The following is a 25,101-nucleotide window of genomic DNA, read 5'->3' on the forward strand; positions in this document are numbered from 1 at the left end:
TGGCTCCCTCCAGTGCTCAGACATGAACGATCATACAGATTGCCTGTCCGCACGCCCTGCCAGGCGGGCCGTGAAAAACAGCAGAAGCCCTATCGCTCCGATCACAATCACGTCCGCCCATAGGTACGGGCTGCCATGGGCCGCCCCGGGCGCCAGGGGCGCGTCGGGCCGGACGGTCCAGAGCACCAGCGCGACGTGCTGGACAAGCAGGAGCGCGCAGACCAGCCGCATGCGCCTTGGCCCCCATTGCGGCACGGCCGCGAGGACGATGCTGCCGACAAGGGCGGGCAGGATGATCCCGAGCGTCAGCCAGTGCCAGAAGCCCTGCTGCCGCCGGAGATACCAGGCAGCCTCCACCGGCAGGTCCGCCGCCCAGACGGTCACGAAGGGTACGAAGAGCAGCCAGAGGGCGAAGACCGCGGAGGTCAGGAGCGCACGCTCCATCCCGGTCCGCTCATCCGGATCCTCAAGCGGCCCGTGGATCAGAACGGCAAGGCCCAGGAACGCCGCCCCACCCCCGACCAGCATCGCCAGCCCGTTGAGGCTGCCCACCCAGCCCATGTCCCGGGACAGTGCCAGGTCCTCGAACCCTATGGCCCCGGACAGCACGAGCAGGAGGAGCGCGATCCCCGCCATGCGGCGCGTCGGCGCCGGGCGTGTGAGAAGGTGGCCCAGCACGGCCCAGAGCAGGAGGATCCCCAAACCGCCGCCGAGCATGACCGGCGCCGCCCTGCCCTCTGCCCAGGGATAAAGTGTGCCCGAAAGGAAATAGAGGGGTAGCGCGAGCAGGATGAGGGCCGGCATGGCACGCCCCGCCCGGAAGAAGATGGGCGCGAGGGGCTCGACCCAGCGTTCCTGCAGCAGGATTCCCACGGAAAGCACCGCCAGCGCTCCCGCCCCCAGCGTGGCGGCGATGGTGAAGGCGAGCAGCCAGGCCTCGGCGAAAGGCGTCATGGCGCGCCCCCCATCAGCCTTTCCACATAGCGTGCGACGGCCCAGCGCTGGCGCGGGTCCAGCCGGTCGGACATGGGATGCGCGCCGAGATGGTTCCCGGCGATCACCTCCATGCTGCGCGCGGGATCGGCCGGCAGGGGCGGAATGGGCGGATGGCCGCGCGAGACCACCACGCTGTCTCCCATCCCCCTCGGGCCATGGCAGGGCGTGCAGTAGATGGCGTAGCGCTCCTGCCCCTGGGCCAGCAGGGCGGCATCCACCACCGGGCCGGGCGGAGCAAGGGCGGCCTGCCTTGCGGCCGCGCCCAGCGGCACCGCGCCCTCGGGCGGCGGAACCGGGGGCGGCGGCTTCGGGCTCTCCGGCCAACCGTCGCACCCCGCAAGCAGGAGCAGCAGGAGGAGCCGCTTCATGTGCTCCGCACCTCCGTCACGCGGAGCGGCGACAGGGAGCGAAGGAAGTGCGACGCCTCATCCGCCTCGTAGAGCGGATCTTCCACGGAGAGGAACAGGAAGAAGCGATCCTCCGTGGCCCGGTTGAACCCGCGGGCGAAGAAGGCGGGGTGGTTCAGCCGGGGCAGGCGGTTCAGCGTCAGCATGCCGATCAGGGCTGCCGCGCAGGCCCAGAGAATGCCCACGAGATAGGTGGTGGGCATGAAGACCGGCCAGGCATTCGGCGGGCGCCCACCGACATTCACGGGATAGAGGTGGACCGAGACATACCATGCCGCACCGGCCGAAATGGCAGCCCCGACGGCGCCTGCTGCCAGGGCGATATAACCCACCGGAGCAGCACTCACCCCCAGGGCCTCAGCCGCTTCCGGCAAGGGATAGGGAGAATAGGCCTCCAGCCTCGTCCAGCCGGCGGCGCGTGCGGCGCGGACGGCGCCGGTCAGGGCATCGCCCTCGGTGAATTCGGCCATGATACCGAAGGCGGGGGGATGGCTCATCGCTCCTCCTCCTCCGCCTCGGCCTCGCTCTCCTCATGGCGCGTCTCGTACATGGAGACGGCGGGGATGACGCGGCCGAACAACAGCAGGACCAGGCCGAACAGGGCGATGGTGCCGCCCAGCAGGCCCCATTCGGCGAGGCTTGGCGAGTAGCCCCGGCTCATGCTCGGCAGATGGGGGCGCAGCAGCCCGTCCACCACGATCGACCAGCGGTCCAGCCACACTCCGGCCGCGGCGAGGAGCCCGATCGGCACGGTCGCCAGGGCATGGCGCCGCAGCGTCGCGCTCCAGAGAAGCTGCGGCAGCAGGGCGACGAGCAGCACCGCGCCCCAATAGGCAGTGGCCCCATCGCCAAGGACACGGGCGGCCAGCGCCGCGCGGGTCGTCGGGTCCTCCTCCAGGAAGCCGACCAGCAGCTCATGCGCATAGGCGAGCCCGGCCGCCAGCGCCGCGCAGGCGACGAGCTGGCCCAGCAGGTCCATGTCCTTGTCATCGATGAAGCGCTCCAGCGAGAGCGCGACGCGCAGCACGGCCGCGAGCGCCAGCACGATCCCGAGGCCGGAGGGCAGGCCGGTGACGATGACATGCAGGGGCAGCCGCGCCTGGTGCCAGGCCGGCACGACCGTGGTGGCGAATTCGAGCGCGACCACGGTCTGCGCCCAGAGCAGCAGCGGCAGCACCAGGGCCGCGACCATGCGGTAGGCCGCCTGGTGCCGATGCCAATGGGCGACCGATCCGCGCCAGCCCAGGGCCAGCAGCCCATAGGCGCGCGCCAGGGTTGTCCGCCCGGCCATGGCAGCGCGGTCCCGCATGGTCGCGAGGTCAGGGATGAGGCCGATATACCAGAAGAGGGATGTCACGATGATATGCGACATGATCCCCCAGAAATCCCAGACCAGGGCGCTGCCGAACTGGGGCCAGAGGCCGGTGTAGGAGGGATAGGAAAGGGTCCAGTAGAAGAGCCAGGCCCGGCCGAGATGCAGGATGGGGTAGAAGCCGGCCGCCAGGATGGCGGCCAGGGCCGCGGCTTCCGCGAAGCGGTTCACGGCCGTGCGCAGCCCGTGCCGCCGGAGCACGAGGATGGAGGCGAAAAGACTGGCGGCGTTCGCGATCCCGATCCACCAGGCATAGGCAATCAGGTCGAAGCCCCAGACATGGGGAATGTTGTTCCCCCATACCCCGACACCCCAGACCAGCACCGCGGCGACGGACGCGGCGAGCACGATGATCCCCATGGCGCAGGCGGCCACGGAAAGGCGGAAGCTCCAGGCGCCCGGGCGGAGCGCGGCTTCCGCGACAGGGACGGTGATATCGCTCACGACCCGACCTCGGTCCGCACGCGCGCGAGATAGGTGGTGCGCGGCCGCGTGCCGAGCTGGCCGAGCAGGGCATAGTGCCGGCCGTTCCGCTTCGCGCGGGAGACGGCGCTGTCAGGGTCGTTGATGTCCCCGAAGGTGATCGCGCGGGTCGGGCAGGCGCGCTGGCACGCGGTTTCCACCTCGCCGTCGCGCAGGGGGCGCCCCTCGGTGGATGCCTGGCTGCGCGCGGTGGTGATCCGCTGGATGCAGTAGGTGCATTTCTCCATCACACCGCGCGTCCGCAGCGTGACATCGGGATTCCGCGCGGGCGTATCGAGCAGCCGCCGGTGATCCGCCCAGTTGAAGCGGCGCACCTTGTAGGGGCAGTTGTTGGAGCAGGTGCGCGTGCCGACGCAGCGCGGATAGACCATGAGGTTCAGCCCCTCATGGTCGTGCAGCGTCGCGTTGACCGGGCAGACGGGCTCGCAGGGCGCCTGCTCGCAATGCATGCAGGGCACGGGCTGGAAGCTGGCGCCGGGATTCTCGTCCACGCCGTGGTGGTAGCGGTCCACCCGCAGCCAGTGCATCTCGCGCCCCTGCTGGACGGCGAGCGGCCCGACGACGGGCACGTTGTTCTCCGCCTGGCAGGCCATGGCGCAGGCGTTGCAGCCGATGCAGGCGTCGATGTCGATCGCCATGCCCCAGGCATGGCCGGGATAGGGCCAGTCCCGGTACAGGGAAGCATCGCGCTCCGGCTGGGGCAGGACTTCCCCGGGCAGGACGCTGCGGATCGCCTCGACCGGGTCGAGGCGATGGTGGGAATCCGTAGTGATCGGCGGGCGGTTCCGCCCGGTGGGGCGGAAGGACAGGCCCGGCGCGGACCAGGCGCCATCGGCCGGGCGCAGGACATAGGCATCGAAGCCCCTCCCCTCCCCGACCGGCCCGCCTGCGCGGCGGCCACTGCCAAGGGGCAGGGTCACGCAGCCCGCCGCATGCCCCGGCAGGGGCCAGCACGGCGCCAGGACCCGGCGCCCGCCCAGTTCGAGTTCCACCTCATCGCCGGGCGCCAGGCCCAGCTCCACCATCATCGCCGGGGCCATCAGCGCGGCATTGCCCCAGGTGATCTTCGTCAGGGGGCGCGGCATTTCCTGCAGCCAGGCGTCATGCGCCTCCTGCCCGGCCCGTATGTGGGGGTCCGGGGCGAAGACAGCCGCCATCCCGGCCGGCATCGGGGGGGAAGGCCGGTCCCAGCCCGGCCGGAGGGAGAGGTCGAGCGGAGGCGGCGCCTCCCCGGCCAGGCCCTCCTCCAGCGCGGCCGCCCAGCGCGCGGGGAAGGAGGCTTCGCCCCAGGTCTCGCGCCAGGTTTCCTGGACGGCCTGGTAGGCACCCAGGGGCGCGCCCAGCAGGGCGGAGAGAAGCTCCACCTCACCCCGCGCTTCCTCGGCGAGGGTGGCGGTGGCGGGTTGCCGGATAGCCGGGGTGCCGTCGAAGGCACGGGAGTCACCCCAGGCCTCCAGCGGATGCGGCTGGGGCAGGTGCCAGTGGCAGAGCCGGGCCGTCTCATCCTGCCGGAAGCCGAGATGAAGGGTGAAGGGCAGGTCCCGCAGGGCCTCCGCGAAGCCGAGGGCCGCCGGTGCGTCATAGGCGGGGTTGGTCCCGAGCATGAGAAGATGCGTGACGCGCCCCGCCGCCATGTCGGCCGCGAGTTCCACGAGGGAAGCAGCCATGGGCTCGGGCCGCACCAGCGGGTGCGGCAGCAGGCGCCGGGCAGCGCCCAGATGGGCGTTCATGGCATGGGCCAGGGCGTGAACCGCCGCCCCCTGGCCGAGCCCGGCCACGACCACAGCACCGGGTGAGGCCCTGAGAAGGGCGGCGACATCCCCGGCCGCCGGGTGCTCCGCGCGGGCCGCCAGCCCTTCCACGCCCAGGGCCGCGGCCACCGCGCGCGCGAAGGGCTCCGCTTCCGCGGGGTGGAGGGGAATGCGGAGATCAGCCCGTGCCCCGGTGATGCTGGGCGTGGCTTCGGCGACGATAAGGCGCGGGGCCCGCCCGGCCTCGCGCGCGTTGATCCATTCGCGGGCGTGGCGGAGATGCCCGGGCGCCTGGCCCAGCAGATCCGCGCCGATGCAGAGAATGGCCCCTGCGCGCCCGGGATCGGGCACGGAGATGAGCGGCTGGTCATAGGCGCGCATGGCGGCCTCCAGCGCGGCATCATCCGACAGCGGGTCGTGCTGGTGCCAGCGGGCTTCCGGAAACGCCGCGAGGACCGCGCCCATGACCCGGCCGATCGTGGGGGAGGATACCGGGCCGGTGAGGATCCGCAGCCCCTGCCCGCCCCTGGCCGAGAGATCGGCGCGGAGCCTTTCCATCGCGGCATCCAGCATCGCCGGCGGAACCGGGCGCCCGTCCCTGCGGATGCGGCGGGAGCGGTTGGGGTCGTGCAGCGACAGCACGGACGCTTCGGCGAACACGTCGGTCGCGCCCAGGCTGGCGGGGTGGCGCGGATTTCCCTGCACCTTCACGGCATGGCCGTTGCGGGTGCGGACGAACACGCCGCGGGACAGCCCGTCCAGCTCCAGGACGGTGGCATATTCGGCGTCGGAAACCTCGGCATGCGCGGCCCGGGCCGGTGCGTAGAGCGGATGGCCATGCTCCTGCGCCTCGTCGCAGCCCGCGACGGCGGCAAGGGCCAGGGAGGCTCCCATCAGCTTCAATGCGTCGCGGCGCTCCACGGCATTGTGGGGCGCCGGCGCCAGGGCTGCGGGCTGGGGCGGCTCGGGCGCGGGATCGGGGCCGTGCCGGGGCGGGAGGGATGTGCTCATTGATGGCAGGTCGAGCAGCGCGTCATCGGGGAAACCTCCACGCCGAAATGCTCGTAGCGCTGCACCTGCAGGCCATAGGGGCGAAGATCGCGGGTGCCATCCGTGGGCACGTAGTCCCGCGCCATCACGGCCGCGGCGGGCCGCTGGTTCGGGGCCGGGTCGCGGTGGCAGTCCAGGCAGAAGCCCATGTTGAGCGTCTCGGCCTTCACCGTGCGCGGCATCTCCTGCACCTCTCCGTGGCAGGTCGAGCAGGCAACGCCGGCCTGGGTATGGGCCGAGTGATCGAAGCGCGCATGGTCCGGCAGGCGGCTGACCGAGGACCATTGCACCGGCGCGCCGCGCGCGAGGGCCGCCCGCAAGGGCGCGAATTGCGCCGTGACGTTCCACACCCGGTCATGGCAGCCAAGGCAGGTCTCGGCGCTGGGCATGCCCGCACCCGCCATCCGCTCCACCCCCGCATGGCAGAAGCGGCAATCCAGCCCGAGCCCGCCGGCATGCACCGCGTGGCTGAAGGGAATCGGCTGTGGCGCGGGTTCGCCCACCGCCCAGGCCGTGCCGGAACGAACCCAGGCAAAAGCGGACGCCCCGATCAGGATGACCAGGCCGGCCCCGACGATAAGGGCGAGACGCAGACGGGCATCGGCCCGTGGTGTGAAGATCTGGGCCATCCTGCTCCCTGGTCCGGCAGGAGCCGCAACGCCGGGGAGGCAGGATGGTTGGATGCGGCGCCTGCCGTCCGCTCAGGAAATCGTGCTGAGATCCTGGAACCAGTGCTGCGCCTGCGTGTAGCCGCGCACGTTGCGGCCCAGCACATGCGGGTTCGTGTCGTGCACCACGAAGACCAGCAGCGCCTGGTCCACCACGCGCTCATGCACGCGGGCCATGAGCCGGTCCTGCTCCGCCGGGTCGAAGGACCGCACGGCCTGGTCGATCAGCCCGTCCGTCTCCGCATCTTTGTAATGGGACCAGTTCACGCCGGTGGGCGCCACCTGGCCGGAGTGGAAGAACCGGACCAGGGCGTAGAGCGGGTCGGAGGTGACATAGGCGACGTTGTTGGCGGTGACATCCCGCAGGGATTCATGCGCCGCGCCGTTGCGCCATGCGGTGTAGAGAACCTCCAGTTCCACGGGCCGGAACTCAACCTCGATGCCGATCTCCTTCCAGGCCTGCTGGATGTATTCGTTCATCGGCATGGAGAGCATCTGGCCGGAGCCGCCGGTCGCGATCAGGAACCGGGTCTTCAGCGGATTGCGCGGCGAGAAGCCGGCGGCGCGGACCAGCTTGCGTGCCTCGTCCGGATCGTGCCGGACCTTGAAGGAGGGATTGCCGAACCACGGAGATGCCGGATCCACCACGCCTGTCGCCGGCTTGGCCAGGCCGCCGAGCAGCTGGACGACCTCGTCGCGATTGATGGCGAGGTTCGCGGCCTGCCGCAGCCGCAGGTCCCGCCAGGGCGAGCCCTCCAGCATGGAGAGGTGATAGTTCCAGACATGGGGGGTGACGTTCTCCACCACCCGGTTCCCGGCCGCCCTGAGCTGCGGGACCATGTCCAGCGCCGGGGTCTCGATCATGTCCACCTGCCCCGAGAGCAGCGCATTGCTGCGAGTGACGGCATCCGGGGCGCAGACCAGGACCAGCCGGTCCAGCTTCGGGATCCGCTTCGGGTTCCAGTAAGCCGCGTTCCTGACCAGCTCCGCCCGCTCACGCGGGACGAGGCGGGCCAGCCTGAACGGGCCGGTACCCGAGGGCTCGGCGGCGAAGCGGTCCCAGGAACGGCCGAGCTTCTCGTATTGCGCGGGCGAGGAGACGAGGAACCAGAGAAGCTGGTAGGGAAAGAGGCTGTCGACCGCCTTGGTCGTCAGCTCCACCGTCATGGCATCCAGCTTCTTCCATGCGGCCAGGGAAGGCAGGCGCGGGCGAACCTGCGCGGCCTGGCGCTGGTCGAAATGCGGCGCCTGGGCGTTCATCACCTTCTCAAGGTTCCAGATCACCGCATCGGCATCGAAGGCCGAGCCGTCATGGAACGTCACGCCCTCGCGCAGCTTCAGCACCCAGCGCCTGCGGTCGGCCGGATCGGCCTCCCAGGAGGTGGCGAGGCCGGGGATGAGCTTGCCCGGCCGGTCCGCCACGTCCATCTCCCAGGCCACCAGCGGGTCGTAGATCGTATGGCCGGTGAACTGATAGGCGCCGGCCCCGCGGTCCGGCTGGCCGGCGGTGAGGGGGATGTCGGCCATCGAGATCGCGTAGCGCAGGACGCGCTCGGATTGCGCCTGGGCCTCGGGGAGGATGAGGCCGGATGGAAGCGCGGCAAGACCGGTGGCGCCCAGAAGAGCGCGACGAGAGAGGGTCATCAGTGGCTCCGGGTTAGGTTACGCCACCCGAAGCAACCCGCGTGCCGTGAGGCGAAAGGTCAGGGGCTAGCGCCCCTGGCCCGTTCGTTATGCCCGCACATCCATGGCGGAACGCAGCCCGTCGCTGACCATGTTGAAGCACATGCTGGTGGCGAAGATGCACAGGCCCGGCAGCATGGCGATGAAAGGCTGGGTGTAGATGGCGGTGCGCAGCGTGTTCAGCATCAGCCCCCATTCCGGCTCCGGCGGCTTGGTGCCGAGGCCAAGGAAGGAAAGGCCCGAGGCCAGGATCATGGAGACGCTGATGAGGCTTGTGGCATAGACGAAGATCGGGCCGAGCACATTGGGCAGGACATGCACGCGCACGATGGTCAACGCGCCCGCCCCGCTGGCCCGCGCGGATTCCACATAGTCCAGGTTGCGGACCGATGTGGTGGTGCTCTCCGCCACGCGGATGATCTGCGGGATGAAGACCAGCGTCAGGGACAGCATGGCGTTGGAGATTCCCGGCCCCAGCGCGCCGGAGATGGCGACGGCCAGCAGCACGGAGGGGAAGGCGTAGAACACGTCCGTGGTCCGCATGATCATCATGTTGACCCAGCCGCCCGCGAATCCCGCGATCACGCCCAGCGTGCCGCCGATGGCGAAGGCGATGAGCACCGGCGTGATGCCCAGGAACCAGGAAAGCCGCCCGCCATGGAGAAGGCGGGTCAGCATGTCGCGCCCAAGCTCATCCGTGCCCAGCGGGTAACGCCCATCCTGGAACCAGATGGGGCGGAGACGGCGGATCATGCTGGTCTGGTAGGGATCATGCGGCGCCAGCAGCGGGGCGAAGAGGATCGCCAGCGCCATCAGCAGCAGGATGGCCCCGAAGAACAGCGTGACCGGATCACGCGAGAGACGGCGCGCGACGCCCTGCCAGTAGCCCCTGCTCCGGCTGGGCGCGGGCTGCGGAACGGCGATGGCGGCCGGCGGGGAGGCGATGGTCGTGCTCATGCGCGGCGGATCCGGGGGTCGAGCGCGGTCTGGATGAGATCGACCGCGAGGTTGAGCACAACGAAGAAGATGGCCAGCACCAGGATCGTGCCCTGCAGCACCGGCAGGTCACGCTGGAAGATGGCGCTGTTCAGCAGGAAGCCGGTGCCGGGCCAGGAGAAGACCGTCTCGACCAGGATCGAGCCCCCCATGAGATAGCCGAGCTGCAGCCCCATCACCGCGAGCACGGAGGGGGCGGCGTTCTTCACCACATGCAGGGCGATGCCGCCCCGCCGCAGCCCCTTGCCGCGCAGGGTGGTGACGAAGTCCTGGTTCAGCAACTCCATCACCACGCCACGCACGGTGCGCGTGATGATGCCCATGGGAATCACGGAAAGGGTGACGGCGGGCAGGATGAGGAACTTCACGTGCTCCCAGTCCCAGGCCCAGGAGCCGGAGCCGCCAGGCCCCGCGCCCATGGCGGGGAGCCAGTTCAGGGTGACGCTGAACAGCACCACCAGCACCATGCCGAGCCAGTAGTGTGGGATGGAGACGCCTGCGGCCGCGAAGCCGACCGCCGCCTTGTCCAGCAGGCTGCCACGGAACACGGCGGCGATGGTGCCGAGGATGCTGCCCATGACGAAGCCGATCCCGGCCGCGACAAGGGCCAGCATCAGCGTGTTGCCGATCGCGGAAACCAGATCCGCCGTCACCGGCCGCCCCGTGGCCAGGGAGCGGCCCAGATCGCCCTGCACAACGCGTGAGATCCACAGGCCGAACTGGATCGGCAGCGGCTTGTCCAGCCCATAGTCGCGCCGGACCTGCTCCACCACCTCCTGCGGGGCATCGGCGGGCACGATGGCGTTGATGGGATCGCCCGGGGCGATCTGCACCAGCATGAAGCAGACCAGGCCGACGGCGAGGGCAATGGGAATGGCGTAGAGGACGCGCCGGACGAGATAGAGAAGCATGCTGCGCCCTCCTGCTCAGGCTGCCTGCGGCACGCGCACGCAGCGCGCGGCATGGCCAGGGGTGGGGCTGCGGAATTCCGGCACCCTGGGAAGGCAGGCTTCCTCCACATGGGCGCAGCGGGGGGCGAAGGCGCAGCCCTGCGGCACGCGCTCCAGATTCGGGGGCGCGCCGGGGATGGTGGTCAGCCGCTCGCCGCGCAGGCCGGAATGAACGGTGGCGCCGAGCAGGCCCTGCGCATAGGGATGCAGCGGGCTGCGCATGAGGCCGCGCACCGGCCCTTCCTCGATGAATTTGCCGGCATACATCACGGCCACGCGGTCCGCGATCTCCCCCGCCACGCCGAGGTCATGCGTGACGAAGATCACGCCCATGCCCATCTCCTCCTGCAGGCGGCGGAGCAGTAGCAGGATCTGGATCTGCACCGTGGCATCGAGCGCGGTGGTGGGCTCATCGGCCAGCAGCAGCCTGGGGCGGCAGGAGAGGGCGATGGCGATCATCGCGCGCTGGCGCAGCCCGCCCGACAGCTCATGCGGATAGGCCGCCAGCCGCCGCTTGGCGGAGGGAATCTGGACCAGCTCCAGCAGCTCCAGCGCGCGCGCATCGGCGGCGCCGCGGCTCAGCCCCTCATGGCGCATCACCGTTTCGGCGATCTGGCGTCCGATGGTGAAGACCGGATCCAGCGCCGTCATCGGCTCCTGGAAGATCATGGACACGGTGCTGCCGCGGATATCGGCCATCTTCCGCTCGGAAGCGGCGATGATGTCATGCCCGCCGACCCGCACCGTGCCTGAAAGCTGCGTGCGGCGTGGCGGATTCAGCGCCATCAGCGCGCGCAGCGTGACCGACTTGCCCGAGCCGCTCTCCCCCAGGATGCAGAGGGATTCACGCTCGGCGAGATCGAAGGACACGCCGTTGACGGCGTGGACGGTGGCATCGCGCGAGACGAAGCGGACATTCAGGTTGCGGACATGGACAAGGGGTTCGGTCATGCGGCCAGCTCCGGGGCCCGGCTATGCCCGCTTTCCGGCACCACCATCAGGCAGGATGCCGACTGCCCCGCCGGCGCCGGGTGCAGCGGCGGCACGGTGATGGAGCAGACCGGCTCCGCGAAGGCACAGCGCGTGTGAAAGCGGCAGCCGGAGGGCGGGTTGATGGGATTGGGAGGATCCCCGGTCAGCGGCGGCTCGGTCCGCCGGAGATCGGGATCCATGGAGGGGCGGCTGGCCAGGAGCGCCGCGGTATAGGGATGCGCCGCGGCGGCATAGATCGCGCCCACCGGCCCCACCTCGGCGACACGGCCGAGATACATGACCAGCACCCGGTCCGACATGTACTGCACCACGTTCAGGTCGTGGCTGATGAAGATGTAGGTCAGGCCGAACTGGGCCTTCAGGTCCTGCAGCAGGTTCAGGACCTGGGCCTCGACCGATTTGTCCAGCGCCGAGACCGGCTCGTCCAGGATGACCAGGCGCGGGCGAAGGGCGAGGGCGCGGGCGATGTTGATGCGCTGGCGCTGCCCGCCCGAGAGCTCATGCGGGTAGCGGCGCGCGAACTGGTCGGGGTTGAGGCCGACGGCGGCAAGCAGGTCCCGCGCCCGTGCCCGCGCATCTTTCCGGGCCAGCCCATGCACCTCCGGCGCGAAGCCGATGGATTCCTCGATGGTCAGGCGCGGGTTCAGGGAGGCGTAGCTGTCCTGGAACACCATCTGCACCTGGCGGCGGTACTCCTTCAGCGGCAGCTCCCGCCCGCCGACGACCTGGCCATCGAACAGCACCTCCCCCGCCGTGGGCGCCATCAGCGCCATCACCAGGCGCGAGGTGGTGGATTTCCCGCAGCCGGATTCCCCGACGATGCCGAGGGTCTCGCCCTTGCGGACCTCGAAGTTCAGGTCGTCCACGGCCTGCACCACGCCGGAGGCGCGGCCGAGGAAGCCCGACTTGAGCGGGAAGTGCTTCGTCAGCCCGCGCACGGTGAGAAGGGGCTGGGCGGGGCCGCCGATATCGGGCAGCGGCGGCAGGACGTCTTTTCGGGCCTTCATCGTTTCCCCATGGGGCCGGGCAGGAGGGCATCGCCCGGCCTGGGAGCAAGCAAGCGGCGGGCCAATGGCGGAGAAGGCCCGCTGGCACCGAACTTGCGAACGCCTGGTCCGGACCGTCACCCACGGAGAGGACACGGATGAGGAAGACCACGCGAAGGGCCTGGCTGATGGCGGGCGCCCTGTTCGCCGGCCTGGCCGGCTTCGGCGCCGCCCCCGCGCTCGCGCAGGAGAAGGTGCTGCGGATCGGCATGACCGCGGCCGACATCCCCCGGACCCTGGGCCAGCCCGACCAGGGCTTCGAGGGCAACCGCTTCACCGGCATCCCCCTGTATGACGCGCTGGTCCACTGGGACCTTTCCAGCGCGGATAAGCCCTCCGTCATCATTCCCGGCTTGGCCACGGAATGGCGCGTGGACGAGGCGGACAAGACCAAGTGGCGCTTCACGCTGCGCCAGGGCGTGACCTTCCATGACGGCAGCCCGTTCAACGCCGCCGCCGTGGTGTGGAACGTGCAGAAGGTGCTGGACCAGGGCGCGCCGCATTACGATGCCTCCCAGGTGGGCGTGACCGTCAGCCGCATGCCCACGCTGCGCGCCGCCCGCGCCATCTCCGACTACGAGGTGGAGCTGACCACCAGCGAGCCGGACAGCTTCCTGCCCATCAACCTGACCAACCTGTTCATGGCCTCCCCCGCCCATTGGCAGGCGAAGCTGGCCGCCGTGCCGGCGAGCGTGACGGATGCCCGGCAGCGGGCGAACCAGGCCTGGGCGGCCTTCGCGGCCGAACCCTCCGGCACCGGCCCCTTCCGTGGCGTGCGGCTTTCCCCGCGCGAGCGCTTCGAGATGGTAGCGAACCGCAACTACTGGGATCCGGCACGCCGCCCGAAGATCGACCGGGTGGTCCTGCTGCCCATCCCCGAGGCCAATACCCGGACCGCCGCGCTGCTGGGCAACCAGGTGGACTGGATCGAAGCACCGGCGCCCGATGCGGTGCAGCAGATCACCTCGCGCGGGTTCAAGCTGTACCAGAACGAGCAGCCGCATGTCTGGCCCTGGCAGTTCTCCTTCGTCGAGGGCTCGCCCTGGCTGGATCGCCGCGTCCGCCACGCCGCCAATCTCTGCGTGAACCGCGCGGAGCTGAAGACGCTGCTCTCCGGCCTGATGGTGGAGGCGCATGGCACGGTGGAGCGTGGGCATCCCTGGTGGGGCAATCCCTCCTTCAACATCCGCTACGACCTTGCCGAGGCGCAGCGGCTGATGCGGGAGGCCGGGCATTCCGCCCAGCGGCCGCTGCGGGTGAAGGTTCTCACCTCCGCCTCGGGCTCCGGCCAGATGCAGCCCCTGACGATGAACGAGTTCCTGCAGGAGGCTCTGCGCGCCTGCTACTTCGACGTGCAGCTGGAAGTGGGTGAGTGGAACGCGGTGTTCACCAACTGGCGCGAGGGGGCCAAGCACCCGAACGCCCGTGGCGCGAACGCGACCAACGTGACCTTCGCCACCATGGACCCCTTCTTCGCCATGGTGCGCTTCGTGGCCACGGCCGCACAGCCGCCGGTCTCCAACAACTGGGGCTTCGTCTCGAACCCCGAGTTCGACGAGCTGATCGCGACCGCCCGCACCACCTTCGATGCCGCGGGGCGGGATGCGGCACTGGCCCGGCTGCATGCGCGCATCGTGGAGGAGGCCCCCTTCCTCTGGGTGGGGCATGATGTCGGCCCTCGCGCCATTTCCCCGCGCGTGACCGGGGTGGTCCAGCCCCGGAGCTGGTTCATCGACATCGCGACGATGTCCATGAACTGATCGTGCCGAAACGGCCGGGGGAGCACCGCTTCCCCGGCCTGCCCGCTACGCCGCCTTGCGCAACCCGCGACAGGCGGCGGGCAGCAGGATGCGGCGCCCCCCTTTCCACCGGGGGTTGCAGGCCCGCCGGGCTTCGCCCCGAACACCGCCGTCCCGACCTTCCGTCGCTGCCCGTCCCGCCGGACGGCGATGCCGATTTTGTTCATGGCGCCCCCCATTCCCGGCGTTCCGAAAGCTGCCATAGTCCGGTGGCTTGCACGGGAGGAACAGGAGAGCATGTCGAGACGGCCGGTCCATTCCGCGCCACTGGCGCGTTCGGCCATGGCCTATGTGCTGGCGGGCGGACGAGGATCCCGATTGATGGAGTTGACGGACCGGCGCGCGAAGCCGGCCGTGTTCTTCGGCGCCAAGTCCCGCATCATCGATTTCGCGCTTTCCAACGCCGTGAATTCCGGCATCCGGCGGATCGGGGTGGCCACCCAGTACAAGGCGCACAGCCTGATCCGCCACATGCAGCGCGGGTGGAACTTCCTGCGTCCTGGCGCGAACGAAACCTTCGACATCCTCCCGGCCAGTCAGCGCGTCTCGGAAACCGAATGGTATGCCGGCACGGCCGACGCCGTGTACCAGAACCTCGATATCATCGAGAGCTACGCGCCGCGCTACATGATCATCCTGGCCGGGGATCATGTGTACAAGATGGACTACGAGGTGATGCTGCAGCGCCACTGCGAGTCCGGCGCCGAGGTCACCGTTGCCTGCATCGAGGTGCCGCGGCAGGAGGCAAGCGCCTTCGGCGTGATGCATGTCGACGAGGCCGACCGGGTCGTCTCCTTCCTGGAAAAGCCCGCGGATCCCCCCAGCATCCCCGGGCGCCCGGACGTGGCCCTGGCCTCGATGGGGATCTATGTCTTCGAGACCAGCCTCCTGACGGAGGAACTCAAGCGCGACGCCGCGACACCGGGATCGAGCCGCGACTTCGGCAAGGACATCATCCCCGCCATCGTCGCGCGGGGTGGGGCCGTTGCGCACCGCTTCGAGGACTCCTGCGTCCGCTCGAGCGGGGAGGCTGATGCCTATTGGCGGGATGTGGGCACGGTCGATGCCTATTGGCGGGCCAATATCGACCTGACGGACGTGGTTCCCGCCCTGGACCTGTATGACCGCGACTGGCCGATCTGGACCTATGGCGAGGTCACGCCGCCCGCGAAATTCGTCATGGACGACGATAACCGGCGCGGCATGGCGGTCGATTCCCTCGTTTCCGGCGGCTGCATCGTTTCCGGCACCCGCGTGCGCCGGTCACTCCTGTTCTCGAATGTGCATGTGCGCTCCTACGGGCAGATCGAGGAGGCTGTTCTGCTGCCCGGCGTGCTGGTCGGCCGCCATGTGCGCCTTCGCAAGGTGGTGGTGGATAGCGGGGTGGTGCTGCCTGAAGGGCTGGTTGTCGGGGAGGATCCGGATGAGGACGCGCGCCGCTTCCGCCGCTCCCCTGAGGGGGTAAGCCTCATCACGCAGCCGATGATCGATGCGCTGAAGGCCTGACCGGGCCGGCCCTCACGGGCGCGCCCCCGAGTCGCGCCCGAGCGGGCTGGGCGGTGCGCCGTTCCACCCGCTCCAGCCATGCGGAAGCCGGCGCATGTATCGGCCGCAAATACACGGAATGGGCGGCGCCGGTCCGCCCGGCACGGGCGTCATCACTTCTAGGATGGGTGCGGCGCACAAGGGCCCCGGGGCCCTGAACCCGGGTGCTTCCGCATTGACGCCATTCCGGCATTTGGCATGCTTTTCCCGCCGGGCGCTTCCAGGCCCCGGACAAGTTGAGAGGCTTGGGAAGACCAGACGCGATAGTGGAGCCATTGCATGATCTCTCGCACCACAGACCCCATGGCGACCGTGATCGAAGCGGTGGAAGTTCTGGCGCGATACGCTTCCGCCAACGGCATGACCGGTGCCCAGGAAGTGCTGATGGAGATTCTGGCCGTGGCCCATGGATGGCCCGGGGAGGGCATGGGGGCTGCTCAAGGCGAGGCGTCCGCCCGTCAGGGCGGGGCACGACCGGACCTCGTTCGGTCCGGCTTTCGCTCCATGGCCATGTCCACACCGGAACGTGTCGCACACGCGGCTCGCTGAAGCGCCATGCCGTTGCCTGGCCTCACCTGCGTGACCGGTTGGGCGGGAGTGCGGGTGCATGCATGACCTGCTCCTCCTGGAACCGGACGACCTGCTGAGGGACGTGCTGCACCACGCCCTGGAGGATGCCGGCTTTCGCGTGCAGGCCGCGGCGCTGGCGGGGGAGGCGCTGAGCTGCCTCCGCTCGCCACGGTCCGCCCGGCTTCTCCTGGCCAATCTGGATGGGGCGGACGGCCTCGCCGGCTTTGCCATCATCGATGCCGTCCGGACCGAGCGGCCCGATCTTCCCATCCTGTATCACGCGAGCCGGCGTACCATGCCGGACACCCCGCGCTGCGCGCCGCAGATGGAGCGGCTCGCAAGACCGGTACGGCTCCTGGACGTGCTGCAGGCCATTGGCCGGTTCGGGGTAAGCCCAGGCAGGCCATCGGTCGCGCCCTTCAGGCCAGCCTCCGTCCCCTGCCCTGGAAAGGGCGGCCAGCGGCATCCCTTGCCGTAGAAGGCCGCCCAGGCGTGGCTTGACCGGACGGGTAGCGGTCGTCATCACGCTTTCCTGCCATGATGGCCGCCCATCGGGGCCCGCCCGCAAGCGGGCCAGGCACCGGTTGCCGGCCTGTGGATTCCGAGGGGGGCGCGAAGCTTGTCCGATCACAACACGCCACCCTCGGCAGCATCGTCGGGCATCCTCCGCGTGCTCTCGGTCGCTTCGGAGTGCTTTCCGCTCATCAAGACGGGAGGGCTCGCCGACGTGGTCGGGGCGCTTCCGGCCGCGCTGGCCGGTGAATCCGTCGCGATGCGGATCCTGCTGCCCGGATTTCCCGATGTGCTGGCGAAAGCCGGCAGCACCGATGAGCTCCACCGCTTCGAGGAACTTTTCGGCGGGCCGGCGCGGCTTCTGGCCGCCCGCGCCGCCGGGCTCGACCTCCTGCTCCTGGATGCCCCTCATCTCTATGCCCGCCCCGGCGGGCCCTACAATGATCCGCAAGGGCGGGACTGGCCGGACAATCCGCGGCGCTTCGCCGCGCTGTGCTGGGCGGCGGCCGAGATCGGCCGGGGCCTCCTCCCGGGATGGCGCCCCCATGTGCTGCATGCCCATGACTGGCAGGCCGGGCTTGTCCCGGCCTATGTCCAGTATGGCCCTGAGGGCCGCAGGCCCGGCACGGTCTTCACGGTCCACAACCTCGCGTTCCAGGGATGGGCGCCGCCGGAGCAGCTGGAACAGCTCCGCCTGCCGCGCCACGCCTTCCATATCGACGGGGTGGAATTCTATGGCGGGATCGGCACGCTGAAGGCCGGCCTGCGACTGGCCGACCGGATCACGACGGTTTCCCCGACCTATGCGCGGGAGATCACCACGCCGGAGCATGGGATGGGGCTGGACGGGCTGCTCCGTGCCCGCTCATCCGCGCTGCACGGCATCCTGAACGGGATCGACGACGAGGCCTGGAACCCCGCGGCGGACCCGCATCTCGCCGCCTCCTTCGGGCCGGACGACCTGGCCGGGCGGGAGCTGAACCGCGGCGCCCTCCGCGCCCGGATGGGCCTGGCGGGGGAGCCGGATTCCCCCATTCTTGGCGTCGTCAGCCGGCTCACCGGGCAGAAGGGCATGGACCTGCTCCTGGCCTGCCTCCCCACCCTCCTGCGGCACGGGATGCAGCTGGCCGTGCTCGGCGCCGGGGAGCCAGGCCTGGAGGCAGGGTTCCAGGCCGCCGCGGAGGCCCATCCCGGGCGCGTGGCCGTTCGGATCGGCTATGACGAGGCGCTGGCCCATGCGATCCAGGGCGGCTGCGACGCGCTGCTCGTCCCCTCCCGCTTCGAGCCCTGCGGCCTGACCCAGCTATGCGCCCTGCGCTACGGCGCCGTGCCCCTCGTGGCCCGCGTCGGCGGGCTGGCCGATACGGTGATCGATGCGAACGAGGCCGCCCTCGCCACCGGCGTCGCCACGGGGCTCCAGTTCATTCCGACCACAGCCGGGGCGCTGGATGCGACCCTCGACAGGCTGGCGGCGCTCTGGCGGGACCGGGAGGCCTGGTCCCGGATCCAGTCGAACGGCCTGCGTGCCCCTGTCGGCTGGGCCCGGTCGGCGGCGCGCTACGCCGCCCTCTATCGCAGCGTCGCGGCAACGGCCTGATGCCTCGCGCAGAAGGCGAGCGGCCACGAAGTGACTCGCGCCTTACGTTCAGGGCCCATCCCTGGCAGGATGGCCCTCTCATGACCAGGACGGCCCATGAACGATAGCCTCTCCCCTGCCCTCTCCGGAATCGAAACCCCGAGCGCGGCCGCGGTGCAGGACTTCCGCAAGAATATCCTCGCGAAGCTGATCTACCAGGTCGGCGGCCGGCCGGAGCGCGCCAGCGCGCGCGACTGGTTCATCGCGACGGCGCTCGCCGCCCGGGATCATGCGGTGGATGACTGGCGCCGGACAAATGACGAGACCCGCGCCGAGGACCGCAAGGGCGTCTGCTATCTCTCAATGGAGTTCCTGATCGGCCGGCTGCTCTCGGATGCGCTCGGCAATCTGGGGCTGACCGAGACGGCGCGGCAGGCCCTTGCCGGCCTGGGGGTCGATCTGGAGGAGGTGGCCGGGCAGGAGGCGGACGCGGCCCTGGGCAATGGCGGCCTCGGGCGGCTGGCCGCCTGCTTCATGGAAAGCATGGCGAGCATCGGCGTGCCCGCCTATGGCTATGGCATCCGCTACGAGAACGGCCTCTTCCGGCAGATCATCGCGGGCGGCATCCAGCATGAGGTGCCCGAGGACTGGCTCGCCCTGGGCAACCCCTGGGAATTCGAGCGCTCGAGCCTCGTCTATGAGATCCGCTTCGGTGGCCATGTCCGGTCCGAGGTCTCGGTGGATGGTTCCACCCGCATGGTCTGGCATGCGGGCGAGATCGTGAACGCGCTGGCCTATGACACGCCCGTGGTCGGCTGGCGCGGCAAGCGGGTCAACACGCTGCGGCTCTGGTCGGCCCGGGCGACGGACCCGCTGCAGCTGAGCGACTTCAACCGCGGCGACCATGTCGGCGCCCAGGCTGCGCGGATGCGTGCGGAGGCGATCTCCCGCGTGCTCTACCCCGGCGACGAGACGGAATCGGGGCAGGAGCTGCGCCTGCGCCAGGAGTATTTCTTCGCCTCCGCCTCCCTGCAGGACATCATCCGCCGCCACCTGTCCCGGCATCCCTCGCTGGAGAACCTGGCCGACCGCGTGGCGGTCCAGCTGAACGACACCCATCCCGCCATTGGCGTCGCGGAGCTGATGCGACTGCTGGTCGATGTGCATGGCATGGAATGGGACGCGGCCTGGGCGGTGACGCAGGCCACCTTCTCCTACACCAACCACACCTTGCTGCCGGAGGCGCTGGAAACCTGGCCGGTGCCGATGATGGAGCGGATGCTGCCGCGCCACATGCAGATCATCTACCTGATCAATGCACGGCACCTGGACCGGGCCCGGAGCGGCGGCGCGGATGACCAGCTCCTGGCCTCCGTCTCCCTCATTGACGAGCGGCATGGGCGCCGGGTGCGGATGGGGCATCTCGCCTTCGTCGGCTCGCACCGGATCAACGGCGTCTCCGCCCTGCATTCGCAGCTCATGCAGGACACGGTGTTTGCGGATCTGAACAAGGTCTGCGGCGACCGGATCACCAACAAGACCAACGGCATCACCTTCCGCCGCTGGCTGCACCGGGCCAACCCTGGCCTGACGCGGCTGCTGGTGGATGCCATCGGCCCCGCCGTGCTGGACGATCCGGACCGGCTGGCGGATCTGGTGCCCCTCGCGGAGGATTCCTCCTTCCGCCAGGGCTTCGCGGCGCAGCGCCGCGAGGCGAAGGAGCGCCTGGTGCACCTTATCGCCGCGCGCAACGGACTCCGGGTGGATCCCGAGGCCCTGTTCGACGTGCAGATCAAGCGCATCCACGAGTACAAGCGGCAGCTGCTGAACGTGATCCAGACGGTCGCGCTCTACAACGCGATGCGTGCCCGGCCGACCGGCCACTGGGTTCCCCGGGTGAAGATCTTCGCCGGCAAGGCGGCCCCGAGCTACCACCAGGCCAAGCTGATCATCCGGCTGGCGAATGACGTGGCAGCCACGATCAATGACGATCCCACGCTGAGGGGCCTCCTCAAGGTGGCCTTCCTGCCGAACTACAATGTCAGCCTGGCCGAGATGATCATCCCCGCGGCGGATCTTTCGGAACAGATCTCGACCGCCGGTCTCGAAGCCTCCGGCACGGGCAACATGAAGCTCGCCCTCAACGGAGCCCTGACGATCGGCACGCTGGATGGCGCGAATGTGGAGATCGACGAAAGGGTTGGGCGCGACAACATCTTCATCTTCGGCCTGACCGCGGAGGAAGTGGCCGCCCGCAAGCGCATGGGCTACGACCCCCGCGCGGCCATCACCGCCTCGCCCGAGTTGCGCGGGGCGCTGGATGCGATCGCCTCCGGCGTCTTCTCCCCCGGGGAGCCCGATCGCTACCGCGGCCTGGTGGAAGGGCTGCTGCGGGATGACCGCTACCTCGTCACCGCCGATTTCGATGCCTATCACGCCAGGCAGCGCGACGTGGCGGATCGCTGGTCGCAACCGGATGCCTGGTGGCGCTCGGCGGTGCTGAACACGGCGCAGGTCGGCTGGTTCTCCTCCGACCGAACGATCCGTGAATATGCCGAGGATATCTGGGGGGTCGTGCCCCGGTAGCGGGAGGGGCCCTGGCGGGCCGGGCACCGCCTTGCACGGCGGGCCCGGGGTGATCATATAAATACACGAAACAAGTTCGTGGTTTTATCGCCCGATGTCCCGCCGCCTTCGCCTTGGCGCCTTCATGCGCCCTGTCAGCATCCACACGGCCGCCTGGCGCTATCCAGGGGCCTTCCCGGATGCGAACTTCAACCTGGATCACCTGGTCCGCTTCGCCCGCAGCCTGGAGGCGGCGCGGTTCGACGCCTTCTTCATGGCCGACCATCAGGCCGTGCTGAACATGCCGATCCAGGCGCTGAAGCGCAGCGCCACCGTCACCAGCTTCGACCCGCTGACCCTGTTGCCGGCGCTCGCCATGGTGACGGAACGGCTGGGCCTGATCGCCACGGCCTCCACCACCTATAACGAACCCTGGCATGTGGCGCGCAAGTTCGCCTCCCTCGACCATCTCAGCGGCGGCCGCGCGGGCTGGAACGTGGTGACCTCCGGCAACCCGGACGAGGCCAGGAATTTCGGGCGCGAGGAGCATTGGGAACACGCCGCCCGGTATCGCCGCGCCCATGAGTTCATCGATGTGGTGAAGGGCCTCTGGGACAGCTGGGACGATGACGCCTTCATTCGCGATGTCTCGAACGGCGTGTATTTCGACCCGGAGAAGATGCGTGTCCTCGGCCATAAGGGGGAACATTTCTCCGTCCGCGGGCCGCTGAATGTCGCCCGGCCGATCCAGGGCTGGCCCGTGATCGTGCAGGCCGGTGCCTCGGAGGATGGCCGCCAGCTCGCCGCGGAGACGGCCGAGGTGATCTTCGCCGCCGGCAGCCGGATCGAGGACGCACAGGCCTTCTACGCCGATGTGAAGTCCCGCACCGCCGCGGCCGGACGGAACCCGGACCACCTTCTCGTCCTGCCCGGCGCCTTCGTGGTGGTGGGCGACAGTGACGAGGAAGCCCGCGAGAAGCGCGCCAGGCTGGATGCGGGCGTGCATTATGACAGCGCGATCGCGTCCCTTTCCGTCGCCCTGGGTACCGACGCCTCGGCTTTCGACCCCGACGCCCCGCTGCCCGAGAACATCCCGGAGACGAATGCAAGCAAGAGCGGCCGGGACCGGGCCATCGGCATCGCCCGGCGCGAGAACCTCACCGTCCGCCAGCTCGCCCAGCGCCTGGGCGGCTACGGGGGTGCCGCCATGGTCGGCACGCCGAAGCGGATCGCGGACGAGATGCAGGCCTGGCTGGAGGGTGGCGCCTGCGACGGGTTCAACATCATGTTCCCCTACCTGCCCGGCGGCCTGGACGACTTCGTGACCAAGGTGGTGCCGGAGCTGCAGCGGCGCGGGCTGCACCGCACCGAATATGAGGGCCGGACCCTGCGCGAGAACCTGGGCCTTCCCCGGCCCGCCAACCGCTTCTTCCAGCCCGCTTGACCCCTTCCACAAGCGCCGGACCCCCTGGCCTTCCGGCCGGGGCAGGAGCCAACCATATGCCCCCCATGATCCCGCTCTCCGTCCTTGACCTCTCCCCCGTCCCCGAGGGCAGCGACCCCGGCCAGGCGCTGCGCAACTCGGCCGACCTTGCGCGGCATGCCGAGGATCTCGGCTACAACCGCTACTGGATGGCCGAGCACCACAACATGCCCGGCATCGCCAGCGCGGCCACGGCCGTAGCCCTCGCCCATGTGGCGCATGGCACGAAGCGCATCCGCTTCGGCGCGGGTGGCATCATGCTGCCCAACCACGCGCCCCTGACCATCGCGGAGCAGTTCGGCACCCTCGCCTCCCTCTATCCGGGCCGCGTCGATCTCGGCCTCGGCCGTGCCCCCGGCACGGACCAGGTCACGGCCCATGCGCTGCGCCGCACCCTGCAGGGCGATGTGGATTCCTTCCCGCAGGATGTGATGGAGCTGATGGCCTATTTCCGCCCGGCCCAGCCCGGGCAGCGGGTGCAGGCCGTGCCCGGCGCCGGGCTGGAGGTGCCGGTCTGGATCCTCGGCTCCTCCACCTATGGGGCGCAGCTCGCGGCCGCGCTCGGCCTGCCCTACGCCTTTGCCTCCCACTTCGCCCCGGCCGCGCTGCACGACGCCATCGCCATCTACCGGGAACGCTTCCGCCCCTCCGGCCATATCGAGAAGCCGCATGTGATGATCGGCGTGAACCTTCATGCCGCGCCGACGGATGAGGAGGCGCGATTCATCTTCTCCTCCCACCAGCAGTCCTTCGTGAACCTGCGCAGCGGCCGCCCGGGCAAGCTGCCGGCACCGAAGGAGGGCTTCTACGAGAGCCTGGACCCGTATGCGCGCGCGATGATCGACAACAGCCTCTCCTGCACCATCGTGGGCGGGCCCGATGCGGTGCGGCGTGGGCTGCGGGACATCATCGAGCGCACCGGGGCGGATGAGCTGATGCTTACCGGCCATATCCACGACCACGAGGCCCGGAAGCGCTCCTTCGCCATCATGGCAGAGGTGGCGGCCTCCCAGCCCGTTGCCGCCTGAGGGGGCCGCCGGAAGGAACCCGGCGCGCCCTCGTCATTTGGCCCTGGCGCGCTGCCCGGATAGAACCGCCCCCTTCCAGCAAGGAACGAGACGCATGATCGAGGATCGCAAGGCCGGTACGGGCGACGAGGCCGTGTCGGGCAAGGAGGTCACGGTGCACTACACCGGCTGGCTGTTCGATGCCTCCAAGCCCGAGAACAAGGGCCGCAAGTTCGACAGCTCGCGCGACCGGGCCGAGCCCTTCTCCTTCCCTCTCGGCATGGGCCATGTGATCCGTGGCTGGGACGAGGGCGTGCAGGGCATGAAGGTGGGCGGCCAGCGCACGCTGACCATCCCGCCGGAGAAGGGCTATGGCGCCCGCGGCGCCGGCGGCGTGATCCCGCCGAACGCGACGCTGGTCTTCGATGTGGAGTTGCTGGGCGTCGGCTGACGCCCGAGGCACTGGGGCGGATCCCGGGCTTCGGTCCTGACCTGCTGCTTTCCGAAGAGGGCCCTGCCCTCTCCGGACCTCGCCCGCCGAGGGGCAGACCACCACCGCAGGATCAGAACGAAGCCGCGGCGGGATCAGCCCTCCCCATCGGCGGCACCCTGGCGCCAATAGGCCACGGCGCGGAAGCGGGAGCGGTCCAGGCCGCACCTCTCCCCCCAATGCTCGCGCAGGGCACGGGCCGTGGCGTTCTCGCACGCGGCCCAGCAGGTCGGGGATTCGCCTTCCGGCCATTCCACCCCCCGCACCGCTTCCAGCAGCCTTTCGCCGTAAGGGGCGCCGTTCCGGTGCACCCAGCGCAGCGCGATGCCGGGCGGGTGGCGCAGCGGCTGCTCCTCCGCCGGATCAGCTACCTCGATCAGCGCCACACCGCGCGCATCGGCCGGCATCTTCTCCATGCCACGCGCGATGGCGGGCAGCGCGGTTTCGTCGCCGGCCAGCAGGGTCCAGCCATCGGCCGCGATGGTGCCGCCGCCCGGCCCCATGATGCCCAGCCAGTCTCCCGGTTCGGCACGGATGGCGAAGCGGGAGCCAGGGCTCTCCTCCCCATGCAGGACGAAATCAATGTCCAGCGTGCCGGCCGCCAGATCCAGGCTGCGGATCGTATAGGTACGGCGCGTGAGGCCGCAGCCATCGAGGATGGGCTGTCCGCTGGGGCTTACCCCCGGCCAGGTCGGCGCTGCCCCCTTCTCCGGCATCAGGATCTTCACATGCATCTGGTCGGCGTCGAAGCGCTCCAGCTTCTCGCCAGAGAGGGTGAGGCGCCGCATCCGGGGCGTCAGCGCCGTCACGCGCAGCACGCGCAGGGCACGGAAGTTGTGCGGGTGAGCATCGGGAGGAACGGCGCCGTCCCCTATCCAGACAATGCCCAGCGCCTCATCCGTCGCGAAGGCATCCAGGTGGCCGGAAACGATGTTCTTGGCATCGGCCAGCCGGTCGGGGTTGGCGGCCTCGATCCGCAGGTCGATCTCGCCGTCCTTCATGCGCAGCAGCGCGGTCACGTCCGGGAAGATGATGCGGGAATCCGCGAGCGGCCCGGCGACCTGCAGGCCGTGATCGACCATGTGCTCCCGGAAGCGGGCGATCAGCGCCTCGGGGCTGCGGGTGCGGGCACGCGCCTCGGCAATCAGCGTGGTCATG

Annotated in this window: 21 protein-coding genes; 9 read left to right on the plus strand and 12 right to left on the minus strand. The window is 69.8% G+C overall.

Annotated features, from left to right (window positions below; genetic code table 11):
• Nucleotides 1-30 precede the first annotated feature (30 nt).
• The 11 genes from J8J14_RS06530 to J8J14_RS06580 all read right to left on the minus strand — a co-directional run bounded on the left by J8J14_RS06530 (nt 31) and on the right by J8J14_RS06580 (nt 12,356).
• The gene (locus J8J14_RS06530) at nt 31-954 is read right to left on the minus strand and encodes a hypothetical protein (protein ID WP_209378669.1); all 924 of its coding nucleotides are present in this window, start codon (nt 952-954) and stop codon (nt 31-33) included.
• Nucleotides 951-1,364 carry a c-type cytochrome gene (locus J8J14_RS06535; protein ID WP_209378670.1) on the minus strand — a complete coding sequence of 138 codons (414 nt, stop codon included), beginning with the start codon at nt 1,362-1,364 and terminating at the stop codon, nt 951-953. The genes J8J14_RS06530 and J8J14_RS06535 overlap by 4 nt, the downstream gene beginning before the upstream one ends.
• Nucleotides 1,361-1,900 carry a DUF3341 domain-containing protein gene (locus J8J14_RS06540; protein ID WP_209378671.1) on the minus strand — a complete coding sequence of 180 codons (540 nt, stop codon included), beginning with the start codon at nt 1,898-1,900 and terminating at the stop codon, nt 1,361-1,363. Before J8J14_RS06540 ends, J8J14_RS06535 begins: the two co-directional genes overlap by 4 nt.
• Complete coding sequence (gene nrfD / locus J8J14_RS06545; protein WP_209378672.1) at nt 1,897-3,219, minus strand: NrfD/PsrC family molybdoenzyme membrane anchor subunit; 1,323 nt, start codon at nt 3,217-3,219, stop codon at nt 1,897-1,899. The genes J8J14_RS06540 and nrfD overlap by 4 nt, the downstream gene beginning before the upstream one ends.
• Nucleotides 3,216-6,020: a 4Fe-4S dicluster domain-containing protein gene (locus J8J14_RS06550; RefSeq protein WP_209378673.1), complete on the minus strand. Its 2,805-nt coding sequence runs from the start codon at nt 6,018-6,020 to the stop codon at nt 3,216-3,218. The genes nrfD and J8J14_RS06550 overlap by 4 nt, the downstream gene beginning before the upstream one ends.
• Nucleotides 6,017-6,688 carry a cytochrome c3 family protein gene (locus J8J14_RS06555; protein WP_209378674.1) on the minus strand — a complete coding sequence of 224 codons (672 nt, stop codon included), beginning with the start codon at nt 6,686-6,688 and terminating at the stop codon, nt 6,017-6,019. Before J8J14_RS06555 ends, J8J14_RS06550 begins: the two co-directional genes overlap by 4 nt.
• Before the next feature lie 72 nt (nt 6,689-6,760).
• Entirely contained in the window at nt 6,761-8,371 is a 1,611-nt protein-coding gene (locus J8J14_RS06560) for an ABC transporter substrate-binding protein (RefSeq protein WP_209378675.1), read from the minus strand.
• A gap of 87 nt (nt 8,372-8,458) precedes the next feature.
• Nucleotides 8,459-9,367, minus strand: a complete 909-nt coding sequence (locus tag J8J14_RS06565; RefSeq protein ID WP_209378676.1) for an ABC transporter permease — start codon at nt 9,365-9,367, stop codon at nt 8,459-8,461.
• A complete protein-coding gene (locus J8J14_RS06570) occupies nt 9,364-10,317 on the minus strand; it encodes an ABC transporter permease (RefSeq protein WP_209378677.1) in 954 nt (317 codons plus the stop codon). The genes J8J14_RS06565 and J8J14_RS06570 overlap by 4 nt, the downstream gene beginning before the upstream one ends.
• A 15-nt stretch (nt 10,318-10,332) precedes the next feature.
• Nucleotides 10,333-11,307: an ABC transporter ATP-binding protein gene (locus tag J8J14_RS06575; RefSeq protein ID WP_209378678.1), complete on the minus strand. Its 975-nt coding sequence runs from the start codon at nt 11,305-11,307 to the stop codon at nt 10,333-10,335.
• A complete protein-coding gene (locus J8J14_RS06580; protein ID WP_209378679.1) occupies nt 11,304-12,356 on the minus strand; it encodes an ABC transporter ATP-binding protein in 1,053 nt (350 codons plus the stop codon). Before J8J14_RS06580 ends, J8J14_RS06575 begins: the two co-directional genes overlap by 4 nt.
• 137 nt (nt 12,357-12,493) lie before the next feature.
• Here J8J14_RS06580 and J8J14_RS06585 point away from each other — a divergent pair, with 137 nt between their 5' ends.
• From J8J14_RS06585 to J8J14_RS06625, 9 genes are all read left to right on the plus strand, one after another.
• Nucleotides 12,494-14,155 carry an ABC transporter substrate-binding protein gene (locus tag J8J14_RS06585; protein WP_209378680.1) on the plus strand — a complete coding sequence of 554 codons (1,662 nt, stop codon included), beginning with the start codon at nt 12,494-12,496 and terminating at the stop codon, nt 14,153-14,155.
• A 276-nt stretch (nt 14,156-14,431) separates the two neighbouring features.
• Nucleotides 14,432-15,700, plus strand: a complete 1,269-nt coding sequence (gene glgC, locus J8J14_RS06590) for a glucose-1-phosphate adenylyltransferase (RefSeq protein ID WP_209378681.1) — start codon at nt 14,432-14,434, stop codon at nt 15,698-15,700.
• A 318-nt stretch (nt 15,701-16,018) separates the two neighbouring features.
• Entirely contained in the window at nt 16,019-16,288 is a 270-nt protein-coding gene (locus J8J14_RS06595; RefSeq protein ID WP_209378682.1) for a hypothetical protein, read from the plus strand.
• 58 nt (nt 16,289-16,346) lie between these two features.
• Nucleotides 16,347-16,787 carry a response regulator gene (locus J8J14_RS06600; protein WP_209378683.1) on the plus strand — a complete coding sequence of 147 codons (441 nt, stop codon included), beginning with the start codon at nt 16,347-16,349 and terminating at the stop codon, nt 16,785-16,787.
• Nucleotides 16,788-16,970: 183 nt separating this feature from the next.
• Nucleotides 16,971-18,419 (plus strand): glycogen synthase GlgA, encoded by a 1,449-nt coding sequence (gene glgA, locus J8J14_RS06605; RefSeq protein ID WP_209378824.1) that lies wholly within the window; start codon nt 16,971-16,973, stop codon nt 18,417-18,419.
• 96 nt (nt 18,420-18,515) lie between these two features.
• Nucleotides 18,516-20,984, plus strand: coding sequence for a glycogen/starch/alpha-glucan phosphorylase (locus tag J8J14_RS06610; RefSeq protein WP_209378684.1), 2,469 nt, complete (start codon nt 18,516-18,518; stop codon nt 20,982-20,984).
• Between the two features lie 94 nt (nt 20,985-21,078).
• Nucleotides 21,079-22,407 carry an LLM class flavin-dependent oxidoreductase gene (locus J8J14_RS06615; RefSeq protein WP_209378685.1) on the plus strand — a complete coding sequence of 443 codons (1,329 nt, stop codon included), beginning with the start codon at nt 21,079-21,081 and terminating at the stop codon, nt 22,405-22,407.
• A gap of 65 nt (nt 22,408-22,472) precedes the next feature.
• Nucleotides 22,473-23,474: an LLM class flavin-dependent oxidoreductase gene (locus J8J14_RS06620; protein WP_209378825.1), complete on the plus strand. Its 1,002-nt coding sequence runs from the start codon at nt 22,473-22,475 to the stop codon at nt 23,472-23,474.
• A 94-nt stretch (nt 23,475-23,568) separates the two neighbouring features.
• On the plus strand, nt 23,569-23,904 hold the full coding sequence (locus J8J14_RS06625) for an FKBP-type peptidyl-prolyl cis-trans isomerase (RefSeq protein WP_209378686.1): 336 nt from the start codon (nt 23,569-23,571) through the stop codon (nt 23,902-23,904).
• 134 nt (nt 23,905-24,038) lie between these two features.
• Here the strand turns inward: J8J14_RS06625 and J8J14_RS06630 are convergent, their stop codons facing one another.
• The gene (locus J8J14_RS06630; protein ID WP_209378687.1) at nt 24,039-25,100 is read right to left on the minus strand and encodes a siderophore-interacting protein; all 1,062 of its coding nucleotides are present in this window, start codon (nt 25,098-25,100) and stop codon (nt 24,039-24,041) included.
• Between the last annotated feature and the right edge of the window lies 1 nt (nt 25,101).

The sequence above is a fragment of the Pararoseomonas baculiformis genome (assembly GCF_017813395.1).
Lineage (GTDB): Bacteria > Pseudomonadota > Alphaproteobacteria > Acetobacterales > Acetobacteraceae > Roseomonas > Roseomonas baculiformis.

What these genes read in the sequence shown, in the direction of transcription:
- J8J14_RS06560 (WP_209378675.1), bottom strand. Translation starts at nt 8,371, where the DNA reads ATGACCCTCTCTCGTCGCGCTCTTCTGGGCGCCACCGGTCTTGCCGCG.
- J8J14_RS06615 (WP_209378685.1), top strand. Translation starts at nt 21,079, where the DNA reads ATGTCCCGCCGCCTTCGCCTTGGCGCCTTCATGCGCCCTGTCAGCATC.
- J8J14_RS06550 (WP_209378673.1), bottom strand. Translation starts at nt 6,020, where the DNA reads ATGAGCACATCCCTCCCGCCCCGGCACGGCCCCGATCCCGCGCCCGAG.
- J8J14_RS06585 (WP_209378680.1), top strand. Translation starts at nt 12,494, where the DNA reads ATGAGGAAGACCACGCGAAGGGCCTGGCTGATGGCGGGCGCCCTGTTC.
- J8J14_RS06535 (WP_209378670.1), bottom strand. Translation starts at nt 1,364, where the DNA reads ATGAAGCGGCTCCTCCTGCTGCTCCTGCTTGCGGGGTGCGACGGTTGG.
- J8J14_RS06625 (WP_209378686.1), top strand. Translation starts at nt 23,569, where the DNA reads ATGATCGAGGATCGCAAGGCCGGTACGGGCGACGAGGCCGTGTCGGGC.
- J8J14_RS06600 (WP_209378683.1), top strand. Translation starts at nt 16,347, where the DNA reads ATGCATGACCTGCTCCTCCTGGAACCGGACGACCTGCTGAGGGACGTG.
- J8J14_RS06580 (WP_209378679.1), bottom strand. Translation starts at nt 12,356, where the DNA reads ATGAAGGCCCGAAAAGACGTCCTGCCGCCGCTGCCCGATATCGGCGGC.
- J8J14_RS06610 (WP_209378684.1), top strand. Translation starts at nt 18,516, where the DNA reads ATGAACGATAGCCTCTCCCCTGCCCTCTCCGGAATCGAAACCCCGAGC.
- J8J14_RS06595 (WP_209378682.1), top strand. Translation starts at nt 16,019, where the DNA reads ATGATCTCTCGCACCACAGACCCCATGGCGACCGTGATCGAAGCGGTG.
- J8J14_RS06630 (WP_209378687.1), bottom strand. Translation starts at nt 25,100, where the DNA reads ATGACCACGCTGATTGCCGAGGCGCGTGCCCGCACCCGCAGCCCCGAG.
- J8J14_RS06540 (WP_209378671.1), bottom strand. Translation starts at nt 1,900, where the DNA reads ATGAGCCATCCCCCCGCCTTCGGTATCATGGCCGAATTCACCGAGGGC.
- J8J14_RS06565 (WP_209378676.1), bottom strand. Translation starts at nt 9,367, where the DNA reads ATGAGCACGACCATCGCCTCCCCGCCGGCCGCCATCGCCGTTCCGCAG.
- J8J14_RS06575 (WP_209378678.1), bottom strand. Translation starts at nt 11,307, where the DNA reads ATGACCGAACCCCTTGTCCATGTCCGCAACCTGAATGTCCGCTTCGTC.
- J8J14_RS06555 (WP_209378674.1), bottom strand. Translation starts at nt 6,688, where the DNA reads ATGGCCCAGATCTTCACACCACGGGCCGATGCCCGTCTGCGTCTCGCC.
- J8J14_RS06570 (WP_209378677.1), bottom strand. Translation starts at nt 10,317, where the DNA reads ATGCTTCTCTATCTCGTCCGGCGCGTCCTCTACGCCATTCCCATTGCC.
- J8J14_RS06530 (WP_209378669.1), bottom strand. Translation starts at nt 954, where the DNA reads ATGACGCCTTTCGCCGAGGCCTGGCTGCTCGCCTTCACCATCGCCGCC.
- J8J14_RS06620 (WP_209378825.1), top strand. Translation starts at nt 22,473, where the DNA reads ATGATCCCGCTCTCCGTCCTTGACCTCTCCCCCGTCCCCGAGGGCAGC.
- glgC (WP_209378681.1), top strand. Translation starts at nt 14,432, where the DNA reads ATGTCGAGACGGCCGGTCCATTCCGCGCCACTGGCGCGTTCGGCCATG.